General features: G+C 67.7%; 10 protein-coding genes. 4 read left to right on the forward strand and 6 right to left on the reverse strand.

Translation table 11 applies throughout. The features are described 5' to 3' along the window. The first annotated feature begins 342 nt into the window (after positions 1 to 342). Complete coding sequence (locus JANGC3_RS0117000) at positions 343 to 1,161, forward strand: nidogen-like domain-containing protein (protein ID WP_017877691.1); 819 nt, start codon at positions 343 to 345, stop codon at positions 1,159 to 1,161. A 172-nt stretch (positions 1,162 to 1,333) separates the two neighbouring features. After that, a complete protein-coding gene (locus JANGC3_RS0117005; protein WP_026133104.1) occupies positions 1,334 to 2,491 on the forward strand; it encodes a TIGR04552 family protein in 1,158 nt (385 codons plus the stop codon). Here JANGC3_RS0117005 and JANGC3_RS0117010 read toward each other — a convergent pair. Genes JANGC3_RS0117010 through JANGC3_RS0117020 form a run of 3 tightly spaced genes read right to left on the reverse strand, consistent with a single transcriptional unit; the run spans position 2,488 to position 4,538 of the window. Continuing rightward, a complete protein-coding gene (locus JANGC3_RS0117010; RefSeq protein ID WP_017877693.1) occupies positions 2,488 to 3,225 on the reverse strand; it encodes an AIM24 family protein in 738 nt (245 codons plus the stop codon). The two genes, JANGC3_RS0117005 and JANGC3_RS0117010, sit on opposite strands and share 4 nt — an antisense overlap. A gap of 3 nt (positions 3,226 to 3,228) precedes the next feature. Beyond that, positions 3,229 to 3,870, reverse strand: coding sequence for an AIM24 family protein (locus JANGC3_RS0117015; RefSeq protein WP_017877694.1), 642 nt, complete (start codon positions 3,868 to 3,870; stop codon positions 3,229 to 3,231). Positions 3,871 to 3,920: 50 nt separating this feature from the next. After that, the gene (locus JANGC3_RS0117020; RefSeq protein ID WP_017877695.1) at positions 3,921 to 4,538 is read right to left on the reverse strand and encodes an AIM24 family protein; all 618 of its coding nucleotides are present in this window, start codon (positions 4,536 to 4,538) and stop codon (positions 3,921 to 3,923) included. Positions 4,539 to 4,701: 163 nt separating this feature from the next. Here JANGC3_RS0117020 and JANGC3_RS29515 point away from each other — a divergent pair, with 163 nt between their 5' ends. Then, positions 4,702 to 6,714: an EAL domain-containing protein gene (locus JANGC3_RS29515; protein WP_081611891.1), complete on the forward strand. Its 2,013-nt coding sequence runs from the start codon at positions 4,702 to 4,704 to the stop codon at positions 6,712 to 6,714. A gap of 27 nt (positions 6,715 to 6,741) precedes the next feature. Here JANGC3_RS29515 and JANGC3_RS0117030 read toward each other — a convergent pair whose 3' ends face one another. Together JANGC3_RS0117030 and JANGC3_RS0117035 are read right to left on the reverse strand one after the other, a co-directional pair. Next, positions 6,742 to 10,059 (reverse strand): DEAD/DEAH box helicase, encoded by a 3,318-nt coding sequence (locus tag JANGC3_RS0117030; protein WP_051068391.1) that lies wholly within the window; start codon positions 10,057 to 10,059, stop codon positions 6,742 to 6,744. 80 nt (positions 10,060 to 10,139) lie between these two features. Then, the gene (locus tag JANGC3_RS0117035) at positions 10,140 to 10,601 is read right to left on the reverse strand and encodes an Lrp/AsnC family transcriptional regulator (RefSeq protein ID WP_017877698.1); all 462 of its coding nucleotides are present in this window, start codon (positions 10,599 to 10,601) and stop codon (positions 10,140 to 10,142) included. Between the two features lie 99 nt (positions 10,602 to 10,700). Between JANGC3_RS0117035 and ilvB the strand changes: the two genes are divergently transcribed. Further along, positions 10,701 to 12,491 carry a biosynthetic-type acetolactate synthase large subunit gene (gene ilvB, locus JANGC3_RS0117040; RefSeq protein WP_157406695.1) on the forward strand — a complete coding sequence of 597 codons (1,791 nt, stop codon included), beginning with the start codon at positions 10,701 to 10,703 and terminating at the stop codon, positions 12,489 to 12,491. A gap of 7 nt (positions 12,492 to 12,498) precedes the next feature. Here ilvB and JANGC3_RS29520 read toward each other — a convergent pair whose 3' ends face one another. Continuing rightward, complete coding sequence (locus JANGC3_RS29520) at positions 12,499 to 12,984, reverse strand: helix-turn-helix domain-containing protein (protein WP_232429724.1); 486 nt, start codon at positions 12,982 to 12,984, stop codon at positions 12,499 to 12,501. Positions 12,985 to 12,990: the final 6 nt, after the last annotated feature.

Raw genomic sequence — 12,990 nt, forward strand, 5'->3', positions numbered from 1 at the left:
CGGCGGCGCCGGCCGGTGGAAAGACGCTAGCATAGCAAAAAAGGGGCCCCCGCAGAACCGCGATCGCCGGCCGGGCCAGGGCGACCGGTCCGCCGGCTGGCAACGCCCCGGGCGCGGCCGGGCGCCGAAGTGCGGCGCCGGCACCGTTGCCAACAGTGCTATTCTAATAATTTATTTCGTGATAACATTCGCCGCGCCGGAAAACTTGTGTTTTCTATTACGAGAATCGCGACTTTCCGCCCCTTCCCCTCACTCCGGCTGGCACCTTTGACTGCGCTGGTGAACGCGCATCAACGCCATGGGTGAGCGTTTATTGTTGTTTACATTCACGAGAAAACTACTATGTTCCGCAAAATCACCATCGGCCTCGCCCTCGCCGCCGCCTTCGTTACCACGGCGGCATCGGCCGGCGCCATCCACGACCAGAACTTGTTCACCGCCAATACCTTGGCACGCAACGACGACGGCTCCACCGGCGTCGTCGACATGGGTTTCAACATCAATTTCTTTGGAGCTAACTTCACCCAGCTGTACGTCAACAACAACGGCAACGTGACGTTCAACCACGCCTTGAACACCTATACCCCGTTCAGCCTGCTGAGCACCAGCACCCCGATGCTGGCACCGTTCTTCGCCGACGTCGACACCCGCAACAGCCACAGCGAAGTGGTCCAGTATGCCCAGTCGACGATCGGCGGCCGCAACGTCTTCGGCGTCAACTGGATCAACGTGGGTTACTACCAAAACGCCGCCGACAAGACCAACAGCTTCCAGCTGATCATCACCGACCGCTCGGACACCGGCGCCGGCAATTTCGATTTCCAGTACAACTACGATAACGTCCACTGGGAAACCGGCACCGCCAGCAACGGCACCGGCGGCATCGGCGGCACCTCGGCACGCGCCGGCTGGTCGAACGGCGTCGACCATTCCTACGAGTTGGCCGGCTCGGCCGTCAATGGCGCGCTGCTCGACACCGGCTCGCGCTCCCTGGTCGGCCATTCGATCGACTCCGGCGTGGACGGCCGCTACAACTTCTCGGTGCGCAACGGCATCGTCGCGCCACCGGTGCCGGAACCGGAAACCTACGCGATGCTGTTGGCCGGCCTGGGCCTGCTGGTCGGCGTGGCGCGCCGCAAATCGGCCGGCAACGCCGCGTAAGCGCGCCACCCCGTTCGTCCGCCAGCCCGCCAGCCAGCGGGCTTTTTTTATGCGCCGGCCGCGCCCGCGCCGGCGCGGCCGTTTTGTGTGCGCCGCAACATATCTATTGATTGACCGCAACCCGGGGCGCTGCGATACTCGCCCAACGATGGATGGCCAGGCGACGGGTGACATGACTGAACTACGAGCTTCACTCAAGAGCACGCGCAAGTTTTCGCTCAACTGGAGCTATCTGAACGCCATCGCCCACGGCGTCTCGGCGATCGATCTGGGCGCGATGGCCTTGCGCAACCTGCACGACGCGCGCCAGTTCGTGCGCGAATACGGCTTCGACCTGGACCAGCCGGCGGCGCCGGCGCTGATCGCCCGCGCCCACCGCGAGGCGGTCGACTTCATCGCCGCCACCTTCCTGACGCCGCGGCAGGCCGCGCTGATCCCGCCCGAGGTGGCCGCGCCGGACGACCCGCTGCAACTGCTGGTGTACGCCTCGCTGCGCGGCCAGCACGCCGACCTGCTGCGGATGTGGTCGTGCGCGGTGCTCAAGGTGATGCACGGCATCTTCTACATCGACAACAACCTCAAGCTGCGCTACTTCAACACCATCCGCGAACAGGTCTTCGCCAGCCTCGACGAGGTGATCCACCGCGACGGCGACGATTACTTCCTCAGCGACGGCGAAGTCTGCCTGCCGCTGCTGCACTACGACAGGAAAAGCAACAAGGGCCGCAACAGCATCTTGCTCAAGCTGCTGCAAAAAGCCGCCTACCTGGCCGCCGATATTTTCGACCACCTCGGCGTGCGCCTGGTCTTCGGCACCCGCATCGAATGCCTGTTCGCGCTGCGCACGTTGCAGCGCGCGCACCTGCTGTCGGTGACCAACGTCGACGCCCAGCGCACCCGCAACACCCTGCTCGACCTCGACGCCGCCAAGCAAGTGTTCATCAAGTACCGCGCCATGCTCGAGCGCAGCGACGACTACCCGGTGGCGTTGCTGCGGCGCATGGACGAGGAGTTGCTGGCCAGCTCCCAGCCGCAGACCCGCAGCGACAACCCGCACAGCGGCGACGGCTTCAGCAGCATCCAGGTGACGGTGCGCAAAATGATCCACGTGCCCCCCGACGAGGCGGCCGACGCCGGCCAGGACTATGACGTCGGCTTTTTCTTCGAGTACGAAATCCAGCTGATGGACCAGGCCAGCCACGAGCGCAGCCTGAGCGGCCCGGCCAGCCACGAAGCGTACAAGCTGCGCCAGATCGACACCGCGCGCGCGCGCGTGTGCGGGCGCGAGTTGCTCGACTGGATCGCGCGCCAGCCGGCGCCGCCACCCTAGCGGCTGTCCTTGATGCGCTGCTGCGCCGACAGGCTCAGCTGCGTCAACTCGTTGCGCCCCAGCATGGGCAACTGCGCCAGCAGGTTCATCAGGGTGGCGTTGCCGTTGACGTCGAGTTCGGACGACTGGATCAGCACGGTGCCGCTGCCGGTGAAGTCGACCTGCTTCTCCTCGCCCGACAGGGTGAAGCCGGTCAACGCGCCGGCGGCGCTGGCCCAGCCCTTGACGTGCTCGTAGTCGTAGCGGTAGGACGGGCTGGGGCAGTCGGCCCAGCCCAGCACGGCCTGCTCGTCGACCCGGCACGGCAGTTCGAGGAAATGCACCGGGCCGTTCGACGAGGCGATCACCTTGCCGCTGCCGAGCATCGTCAGGAAGCCCGGCAGCGTCGATTCCTGGCAGATCACGTCCTTGCTGAAGCCCAGCAGGTTCTTGGCGCGTATCGTCATATTCGCCTTATCCAGGTCGTAGCAAGCGAGGTCGTTGCCGTTGTCTCCGAGCAGCAACTGGCCCTGCCCCTGCGCCACCACGAAGTCGTGGATGTACTTGGGGGCGTTGAAGGCGTGCCGCACCAGGATGTCGAGCACGCTGTTGCCCATCGCCTCGAAACTCAGGTTGCCGTAAAAGGCGATCATCTTGCCCTTGCGGATGAACATCTGTTCCTTGACGTCGACGACGAAGGCGAATCGGTTCAGGTTGTCGTTTTTCGGCAGGGTGTCGGGGTTGTAGATCGTCATGGCTTACCTTTCGCTCGCTTGGATGTAGACCGTGCCCTGGCCGGTGAACTTGACCTGGTACGACTCGCCGGAGGCCTGGCCGACGAAGGATTTCCAGTTCAGATCGGTGACGATGGTCGAGGCCAGTTGTCCGGTGTGGCCCAGATAGGCTTGCGGATCGACGCAAACCGGCGCGTCCGGCGTCACCGGTAAGCCAATCGCGTTGCCGTCCGACAGGATGGCGACCTCGCCCGTGCCCTGCAGCGTGCTGGTAAACAAGCCCTGCCCGGAGACGGCGCCGCGCAGCACCCCCTGGACCCCGCCCTGGTTGCCGAGGAACATGGTGCCGGCCGTCAGCCGGGCGTCGAAGGCCAGCAGGTTGTCGCTCTCGACGTACAAGGTCTCGCCGCGCACCGGGATGATAGTGACGAACAGGCCGGCGCAGGCGTAGTAGACGCTGCCGCTGCCCGTGGCCGCCATCAGCGCGTAGCCCTCGCCGGTGGCGGCGCGCATGGCCAGGCTCTGCACGCCCTGCCCGGCCAGGAAGGAGCGGCTGAAATGCACCTCGCCCTGGTAGGCCACCATCGCGCCCTTGCGGGCGAAGACCTGCTCGCCGGCTAATTGGACCTGCAACATTTTTTCATTGATTTGTTGGTACACGGGCATCGCGTTCTCCAGTCGGATTCGGTTGACTTCCTGGCTCGTTGGCCGCCAGCCTAGCGTTCGGCCGGCTGGATGAACACCACGCCCTGGCCGCTGAATTTGTGCTGGTAGGACTCGCCCGAGCTCTGGCCCAGCATGGTGCGCCAGTTGACGTCGAAGACGAATTCCTGCGTGATGTTGCCCTTGAAGCCGACGAAGGCGTCGGGGTCGACGCGCAAGGGCTGCGCCGGCGTCACTTCGAGCATGATCAGATTGCCGCGGGCGATCAGCGCGACGTTGCCGTTGCCCTCCACCGTGGTGCTGAACAGGCCCTGGCCGGAAGCGGCGCCGCGCAGGCCGGCGAAGCTGGTGCCGGTTTTCAGCGCGCTGTCATAGGCCAGCAAGCTGCCGCTCTCGATCGTCAGCTTGTCGCCCGCCAGCGCCAGCAGCGTGATTTCGGCGGCGTCCTGGGCAAACAACACGCTGCCGCTGCCGGACACCTGCATCAGTTGCATGCCCTCGTTGCTGGCCTTGCGCTTGAGCGCGCCGAAAATACCTTCGCCGCCGAGGATCGACTTCTCGAACTTGACGCTGCCGGTATAGGCCACCATCGAGCCGGCAATGGCCAGCACCTTTTCGTTTTGCAGCGTCACTTCCAGCAGGCGGTCGGTGTTGGTGCGGAAACTGGTCACGGCGAACTCCTCAATCGACGGTGGCGGAGTGGATAAGGTATGCGAGGCGGGCCTTGTCCGCAAGCCTTATTTCACCGCGGCATCGCGCCGCGCGCGCGTGGAACTAACGCCGGCGGACCGGCTCTAATTAACCGATAGTATCAATTAATTGGGTGGTAGCGCCATGGAACACCTCCGTACCTGTCAGCACACAGTGCAATTCTACGAGGACGACAGTTTCCTGATCAAGGGCTTGGGCGACTACATCGGCGCCGCCCTCAGTCGCGGCGACAAGGGCGTCGTTATCGCCACCAGGAATCATCTGGAACAGTTGGAGGACACGCTCAGACAGCGCGGCCTGTTGAACGGCGGCGCGGGCGATCCGGACGGGCGCTACATCCCGCTGGAGGTCGACCATATGCTGCCGCTGTTCATGGACGACGGCGTGCCCGACGAACTGCGCTTTCGCACCGAGATCGGCAACGTCATCGCGCAAGCGGCGGTCGAGCATCCGGGCCATGTGTATATTTTCGGCGAAATGGTGGCGATTCTGTGCGGCACCGCGCACTGCCCGCTGCGCTCGCTGGGCAAGCATGACGCCGCCATCCATGTCGAGCGCTTTTTCAACGACTTGCTGCAGCACTACTCGTTTACGCTGTTATGCGGTTATCCGCTCAGCGCGTTTCCGAAGGAGCAAGACCAGGCGATGTTCCGTCAAGTGTGCGACTTGCACACCGACGTACTGCCGGCCGAGAGCTACGACCCGCAGGTCGGCATCGGCTTGCTGCAGCGCAGCATCGCCGCGCTGCAGCAGCAAGCGTTCGCGCTGGCCTCCGAGGTGCACGACCGCAAGCAGATCGAGCAGGCGCTGCGGGAGGTCAACTTCGACCGCCTGACCGGGCTGCCCAACCGCAACGTGTTCCAGAACCGCCTGGAGATTGACATCAAGCGCTCGCAGCGCAAGAATTTGCCGTTGGCCCTGCTGTTCATCGACCTCGACCACTTTAAGGAAATCAACGACACGCTGGGCCACCAGACCGGCGACGTGCTGCTGCGGCAAGTGGGTCGGCGCCTGAGCACCTACGTGCGCGAAACCGACACGGTGGCGCGCTTCGGCGGCGACGAGTTCGTCATCACGCTGGGCGAATTGCAAGACATCGACAGCGCCACCCACCTGGCGCAGAAAATCCTCGACGACCTGGCCAAGCCGTTCCTGCTGGGCGCCGAGGTCGCCTATATCTCGGCGAGCATCGGCATTACGCTGTATCCCCAGGACGCCGGCAACGCCGGCGAGCTGCTGCGCAACGCCGACCAGGCGCTGTACCAGTCGAAGGACGCCGGGCGCAACCGCTTCAGCTATTTCACGCCCAGCATGCAGCGGCTGGCGCAAACGCGCATGAACCTGAGCAACGACCTGCGCCGCGCCGTCGCCGGCCAGCAGTTGCAGGTGTACTACCAGCCGATCGTCGACCTGGCCAGCGGGCGCATCGGCAAGGCCGAGGCGTTGCTGCGCTGGCGGCACCCGACGCAAGGGCTGATCAGCCCGGTCGAGTTCATTCCCATCGCCGAACACAACGGCCTCATCGTCGGCATCGGCGACTGGGTCTTCCACGAGGCGTTGCGGCAAGCGAAGCGCTGGCGCGCGCTCAACCCCGACTTCACCGTCAGCGTCAACGTCTCGCCGGCGCAGTTCTACCGCAACAACGAGGCCCACTACGCCGAATGGCTGAGCCTGTGCAGCGGCACCGAACGCGCCGCCGGCAGCGACAGCCCGGCGGTCGGCCTGGAAATTACCGAGGGCTTGCTGCTGGCCTCGAACGGCGCCGTAACCCAGCAATTGCTGGCGTTCCAGGACGCCGGCATCCAGATCTCGCTCGACGACTTCGGCACCGGCTATTCGTCGCTGTCGTACCTGCGCAAGTTCCACCTCGACTTCCTGAAAATCGACCAGTCCTTCGTCTACAACCTCGAGCACGACGCCGCCAACGTCGCGCTGTGCGAGGCGATCATCGTCATGGCGCACAAGCTGGGCCTGAAAGTGATCGCCGAGGGCGTGGAACGCAGCGCGCAAAGCGAACTGCTGCGGCGCGCCGGCTGCGACTACGGCCAGGGTTATTTGTTCGGGCAGGCGATGCCGGCCGACGAGTTCGAGCCGCTGCTGGCGGCGTCGGCGCGGCCGGCGTTCGCGCCCGCCTAGCCGAGCGAGCGGCGCGCGCCGCCTCAGCTACAGCGGTGCGAAAATGGCTTGCAAGTCGTCCTGCGTGATGCGCAAGCCCTCCGCCGCGCCGTCGCCTTCGGCCAGCACGGCATCGGCCAGGTCCGCCTTCTTGCGCTGCATCAGCTGGATTTTCTCTTCCAGCGTACCCTTGGCGATCAGCTTGTAGACGAACACCGGCTTGTCCTGGCCGATGCGCCAGGCGCGGTCGGTGGCCTGGTTCTCGGCCGCCGGGTTCCACCACGGGTCGTAGTGGATCACGGTGTCGGCCGCCGTCAAGTTCAGGCCGACGCCGCCGGCCTTCAGGCTGATCAGGAAGATCGGCACCGCGCCGCTCTGGAACAGCTCGACCTGGGCGGCGCGGTCCCCGGTCGCGCCGGTCAGCAGCGCGTAGGCGATGGCGCGCTGGCGCAGCTCGTCCTCGATCAGCGCCAGCATGCTGGTAAATTGCGAGAACACCAGAATGGTCCTGCCCTCGTCGAGCAGCGTCGCGATCATCTCCATCAGTTCGGCCAATTTGGCCGACGGCGCGCCACTCTTGGCGCCGGCGGTTTTGACCAGCCGCGGGTCGCAGCACACCTGGCGCAGTTTCAGCAGCGCTTCGAGGATCACGATCTGGCTGCGCGCCACGCCCTTGCGGGCGATCTCGTCGCGCACCTTCTTGTCCATCGCCACGCGCACCGTTTCGTACAGGTCGCGCTGGGCGCCGGCCAGTTCGACTTCGCGCACCATCTCGGTTTTCGCCGGCAGCTCGGTGGCGACGCGGTCCTTGGTGCGGCGCAGCAGGAAGGGTTTGATGCGGCGGATCAGCAGCGCGTTGCGCGCGCCGTCGCCCAGCTTTTCAATCGGTTTGCGGAAGTCGGCGTTGAAGCCCTTCTCGTCGCCGAGCAAACCGGGCAGCAGGAAGTGGAACTGCGACCACAGCTCGCCGAGGTGGTTTTGCAGCGGCGTGCCGGTCAGGCACAGGCGGTGCGCCGCCGTCAGCAGCGCGGCCGTCTGCGCCGCCTTGGAACGGCTGTTCTTGATGTATTGCGATTCGTCGAGGATGAGCAGGTGGTAGCGCTGCGCGCGCAACGGCTCCTCGTCGCGCGCCAGCAACGCGTAGCTGGTCAGCACCAGGTCGAACCGGCCGATGTCGCCGAAGCGCTCCAGCCGCTGCGGCCCCTGCAGCAGCAGCACGCGCAAGTCCGGCGCGAAGCGCGCCGCCTCGGCCTGCCAGTTGCCCATCAGGCTGGTCGGCGCGACCACCAGCGCCGGCGCTGTCAGGCGGCCAGCCTCCTTTTCCAGCAGGATGTGCGCCAAGGTCTGCACGGTTTTCCCCAGGCCCATGTCGTCGGCCAGGATACCGGCCAGGCCATACTCGCGCAGGAACTGCATCCACGCCAACCCTTCGCTCTGGTAGCCGCGCAGGCTGGCGCGCAGGCCGGCCGGGGCCGCGACCGCCTGCACGCCGCCGAAACCGGCCAGCTTGCGGCCGATCGCCCGCAGCCGCTCGCCGCCCAGCCAGCGCAGTTGCGCGCCGGCCTCCAACTCGGCCAGGCGGGCCGCGTCCAGCACCGGCAGGCGGATGCCGTCGCCGACGCCGTCCTTGAAGTACAGCTCGCCCAGCGCGGCCAGGATCGGTTTCAGGCGGCCCCACGGCAGCGCCACGCGCACGCCGCCGGGCAGGCGCGCCAGCAACGCCTCGTCGTCGGCGCGCGCGGCCAGCGCGGCCGCGTCGAAGTGATGCGGCGCCTCGCGGATCAGTTGCACCAGCACCGGCAGCAGCGGCACGCGCGCGCCGTCGACCAGCACGCCCAGCTCCAGGTCGAACCAGGCGTTGCCGGCCTCGCCGCCGTCGGCGACGTCGGCGTACCAGTCGTCCACCTGGGCCAGGTCGTAGCGGTAGTCGGCTTGCATCTCGACCAGCCAGCCGGCCGCGCGCAGGCGCGCCGGGCCGCCCGCGGCGAAGGCCAGCCAGTGCGCCTCGGACGGTAGTTCCATGGCCCCTGCCAGCGTGCGCAGCGGCGAGTCGGCGTCGGCGACCGGCGCGAAACCGAGCTGCGCCAGCGTCGCGGCGGCCGCCGCTTCCGCCACCGCGTCGCGCACGATCAACTCGGTCCCGGCGCCGCCGTGGCGCTGCAGTTCATGGGCCGGGTCGAACGAGGCGCGCAGGCCGTCGTAGTCGAACGCCAGCACGGCGAAACCGTGCCAGCGGCGCCGCCCGTCCTCCACGCCGCCCAGCAGCAGGAAGGGACGCGGCGCGATATCCTCGCGCCGCGTCCGGCGCAGGGCCGGCGGCGCCGACACCAGCGCCGCCAGCCCGCGCTCGGCCAGTTGGCGCGACACCTCCAGTCGGTCGCACCCGGCCAGCAACGGCGCCCGCGCGACCAGGTCGTGCAAGTCCCGCATCGGCATGGCGCGCGCGCCCCCGGCCAGCGCCAGCTCGCCCAGCGCGTACGCGTGCAGATACAACGGCGGTTCGGTCGGCAGCACAAAGTCGATCAGCGCGCCGTCGTCGAACTGCCAGTCCAGGCGCAGCGCATCGCCGCCGTCGTCCTGCGCGTGCCAGCCCAGGGCGCCGGCGCGCGGCGCACCGGCGCTCAGCGGATGCAAGCGGCCGGCCTTCAACTCGTCCTTGCCGGCGGCCCAGGACAACTTGCCGGCCGCCAGCAACATGCGCAACAACTCGGCGCCCAGAGCCTGCGTCGGTTCCAGGGCGGCCGGACCGAACAGGCTGCCGCTGCCCTTGATGCCGAAGAACACGCGGCTTTGGTAGAGCTCGGCCGGCGTCAAATAGTCCGGCGGCCGGGTTTGCATCGCGTAGCTGTCGGCCACCGCCGCCACCGAGACGACGGCGCCATCGGCGCGCAGGCGCGCTTTGCACATGTGCAAGTTCACACGTTCGCGGCGCTCGTCCCACATCAGCACGAACTCCAGCCGGTATATGATTTTGGCGGTTTTGGCCAGCGGCGGCGGCGCCTGCGCAACCTCGCCAAGCTGCCGCAACCAGGCCGACAGCGCGTACGGCAGCGCCGGCCCGGGCGGCGCCGCGGCCGGCTGCGCGCCGCCCTTCGCCGCCGCGCTGAGCAGCACCGCAACCACGTGCTTGCAGTTGCCCTGCATCGGGCAGGTGCAGTCGCCATGGAACGTGGTGCCGGTGCGCGCCGCGCGCCACCTCACCTGCTGGGTGTAGCGCTGGCCGCCGCTGCCGCTGACTTCACCATCGACGACGTCCGGCTTGAGCTTGAAGGCGCGCACCTTGCCGCGCCGCGCGTAGTCCTCGCCGCGGCCGAAGGTGCCGGCGTCGAAATAGTGGCGGATGTCTTGCTCGGTGAACGGTGTCATGTTGGGCGGCGCCGACAAGGCGGCCGGAGATAGTCGGGGCCGCCATTATCGCCGATGTCGGCGGCCCGGCGCGCGCCGGTTCAGCGTTGCAGCGGCAGGTAGCTTTGCTTGAGCTGGCGCAGCACGAAGCTTGATTTGCTGTGGCGGATGCCGGGGATCTTGTAGAGCCGCTCGCGCAGCAGCCGTTCGTAGTCGCGCGTGTCGCTGACGGCGATGCGCAGGTAGTAGTCGTAGTCGCCCGACACCAGGAACGCTTCCAGCACCTCGGGGATCAGCTCGAGCGCGTGGCCGAACTCGAACAGCGCCTGGTCGGAATGGTCGTCCAGCGTCACCTGCACGATGACGGTGTCGGCCAGTCCGACCTTGGCGGCGTTGACGCGCACCGTATAGCCTTCGATCACGCCGTCCTCCTCCATGCGTTTGATGCGCGCCCAGCACGGCGACGAGGTCAGGCCGACCTTGGCGCTCAGCTCGTGCAGGCTGAGACGCGCGTCCACTTGTAGCGCGGCCAGGATGGCGCGGTCGAATTTATCCAGCTTCATTCTGTTATTTTCATTTTCACGGTAAATTTTACTGAATCGGTGGCGTTTGGCGACAAATATAGAAGCCTTTTCTGCGTATTATGCAACAAAATCTATGCCATGAATACTTCCTGCATGGCCGCCGCCACCCCCGCCCCTTCCGCCTATGTCGCGCCGCGCAACGGCGCCGCGGTGCTGATTGAAACCCTGCTCGCGCTCGGCGTCGACACCGTCTTCGGCTACCCCGGCGGCGCCGTGCTGCCGCTGTACGACGCGCTGCACGCCGAGCCGCGCCTGCGCCACGTGTTGGTGCGCCACGAGCAGGCGGCGGTGCACGCGGCCGAGGGCTACGCCCGCAGCAGCGGCCGGCCCGGCGTGGTGTTCGTCACCTCCGGTCCCGGCATGAGCAACACCACCACCGGCCTGCTGGACGCCTTCTGCGACTCGATCCCGCTGATCTGCGTCAGCGGCCAGGTCGCCACCGCCTCGATCGGCACCGCCGCCTTCCAGGAATGCGACGCGATCGGCATCTCGCGCCCGGTCACCAAGTGGAACAAGCAAATCCGCGACGCCGAGGACGTCGCCGCCAGCGTGCTGTGCGCGCACCGCATGGCCACCGGCGGGCGGCCCGGACCGGTGCTGATCGACTTCCCCAAGGACCTGCAACTGGCGCCGGTGCGCGGCGCCGCGTGGCGCGCGCCGGCCGCCGCCGCGGCGACGCCGCCGCCGGATGCCGACGCGCTGCGCCGGGCGGCGCACCTGATCGGCGGCGCGCGCCGGCCGGTGTTTTACGGCGGCGGCGGCCTGATCAACTCCGGCGCGGCCGCCTGCGCCAGCTTCCGCCAGTTGGTCCACGACAGCGGCGCGCCCTGCACGCTGACCTTGCTCGGACTGGGCGCCTTCCCCGGCTCGGACCCGCGGTTTCTCGGCATGCTGGGCATGCACGGCACGCTGGAAGCCAATCTGGCGATGCACCACGCCGACCTGGTCGTCTGCGTCGGCGCGCGCTTCGACGACCGCGTCACCGGCCGCCTGGACGCCTTCTGCCCGGGCGCGGCGATCATCCACGTCGACATCGACCCGGCTTCGATCGGCAAGGTGGTGGCGGCCGACGTGGCCCTGGTGGGCGACTGCGCGGCGGTGCTGGCCGGGCTGCGGCGGGCGTTGCGCGAGGCCGCGCCCGCCGCGGCGGCGCCCAGGGTGGACGATCTGGCGGCGTGGTGGCGGCGCATCGACGCCTGGCGCGCGCGGCGCTCGCTGGCGTTCGACGACAGCGCCGCGCACATCGCACCGCAAGCGTTGATGAGCCGGCTGCAAGCGGCGCTGGCCGGGCGCGACGCGATTGTCTCGACCGACGTCGGCCAGCACCAGATGTGGGCGGCGCAGCACCTGCGCATCGAACGGCCGGGGCGCTGGCTGACCTCGGGCGGCGCCGGCACCATGGGCTACGGCCTGCCGGCGGCGATCGGCGCGCAGATCGCCCATCCCGGCGACCTGGTGGTCTGCGTCAGCGGCGACGCCTCGATCCTGATGAACATCCAGGAAATGGCCAGCGCCACCCAGCACCGCGCGCCGGTGAAGGTGGTGCTGTCGAACAACGGCTACATGGGCATGGTGCGGCAATGGCAGGAGCTGATCCACGGCGGCCGCTACAGCCACAGCTACACCGAGGCGCTGCCCGACTTCGTCGCGCTGGCGCGGGCGTTCGGCTGGCAGGCGCGCGCGGTGACGCGGCGCGACGAACTCGACGCCGCGCTGGCCGAGTGCCTGGCCTCAAGCGGCCCCTACTTCCTCGACGTGCGCGTGGCCGGCGAGGAAAACTGCTTCCCGATGATAGCGCCGGGGCGCGGCCACCACGAGGTGCTGCTGGCCAAGGGCGTGGCCTACGCCGAGCCCGCCGCGGCCGGCTGACGCGGCCTCACGACCAAATCCGGTAAACCCAATAGCTTTCATCCTCCTGCCCGGCGCGCACCAGTTCGGTCGGACTAAGCCCGGTGATTTCCTTGGTTTCGCGGCACAGGTGGGCCTGGTCGGCATAACCGCCGCGCGCGGCGATGTCGCTCCACGACGGCTTGCCGCCGAGGATATCGGCGCGCGAGTCCAGGAACGATAGCTCGGCGCGGCTCATGCGCCGCAGCGTGCGCATCGGCTGCCCGGCCCAGGCCTTGACGCGCCGTTCGAGGTTGCGCGCGCCGCGTATCATCCAGCTGATGCTGCATAGCGGGCTGGCCGGAAAACGGTTCAGCCGCTGCCACGGCAACAGCGGCGCGCAATCCATCGTGCTGCGCGCCAGGCAGGCCCGCACGCAGGAGGCCAGCGACAGGCGCGGCGCGATCAGTCGCGCGCTGGGCAGGCTGGTGGGGGTGGCGGACATGGTCGAATGGGCGTGGTGGGGTCGGTCCATTGTACC

This window comes from Janthinobacterium sp. CG3 (assembly GCF_000344615.1).
Lineage (GTDB): Bacteria > Pseudomonadota > Gammaproteobacteria > Burkholderiales > Burkholderiaceae_D > Janthinobacterium.

Excerpts from the sequence above, each read along its gene's own strand:
- JANGC3_RS0117000 (WP_017877691.1), top strand. The coding sequence starts at position 343 with ATGTTCCGCAAAATCACCATCGGCCTCGCCCTCGCCGCCGCCTTCGTT.
- JANGC3_RS29515 (WP_081611891.1), top strand. The coding sequence starts at position 4,702 with ATGGAACACCTCCGTACCTGTCAGCACACAGTGCAATTCTACGAGGAC.
- JANGC3_RS29520 (WP_232429724.1), bottom strand. The coding sequence starts at position 12,984 with ATGGACCGACCCCACCACGCCCATTCGACCATGTCCGCCACCCCCACC.
- JANGC3_RS0117035 (WP_017877698.1), bottom strand. The coding sequence starts at position 10,601 with ATGAAGCTGGATAAATTCGACCGCGCCATCCTGGCCGCGCTACAAGTG.
- JANGC3_RS0117010 (WP_017877693.1), bottom strand. The coding sequence starts at position 3,225 with ATGACGATCTACAACCCCGACACCCTGCCGAAAAACGACAACCTGAAC.
- JANGC3_RS0117030 (WP_051068391.1), bottom strand. The coding sequence starts at position 10,059 with ATGACACCGTTCACCGAGCAAGACATCCGCCACTATTTCGACGCCGGC.
- JANGC3_RS0117015 (WP_017877694.1), bottom strand. The coding sequence starts at position 3,870 with ATGCCCGTGTACCAACAAATCAATGAAAAAATGTTGCAGGTCCAATTA.
- JANGC3_RS0117005 (WP_026133104.1), top strand. The coding sequence starts at position 1,334 with ATGACTGAACTACGAGCTTCACTCAAGAGCACGCGCAAGTTTTCGCTC.
- ilvB (WP_157406695.1), top strand. The coding sequence starts at position 10,701 with ATGAATACTTCCTGCATGGCCGCCGCCACCCCCGCCCCTTCCGCCTAT.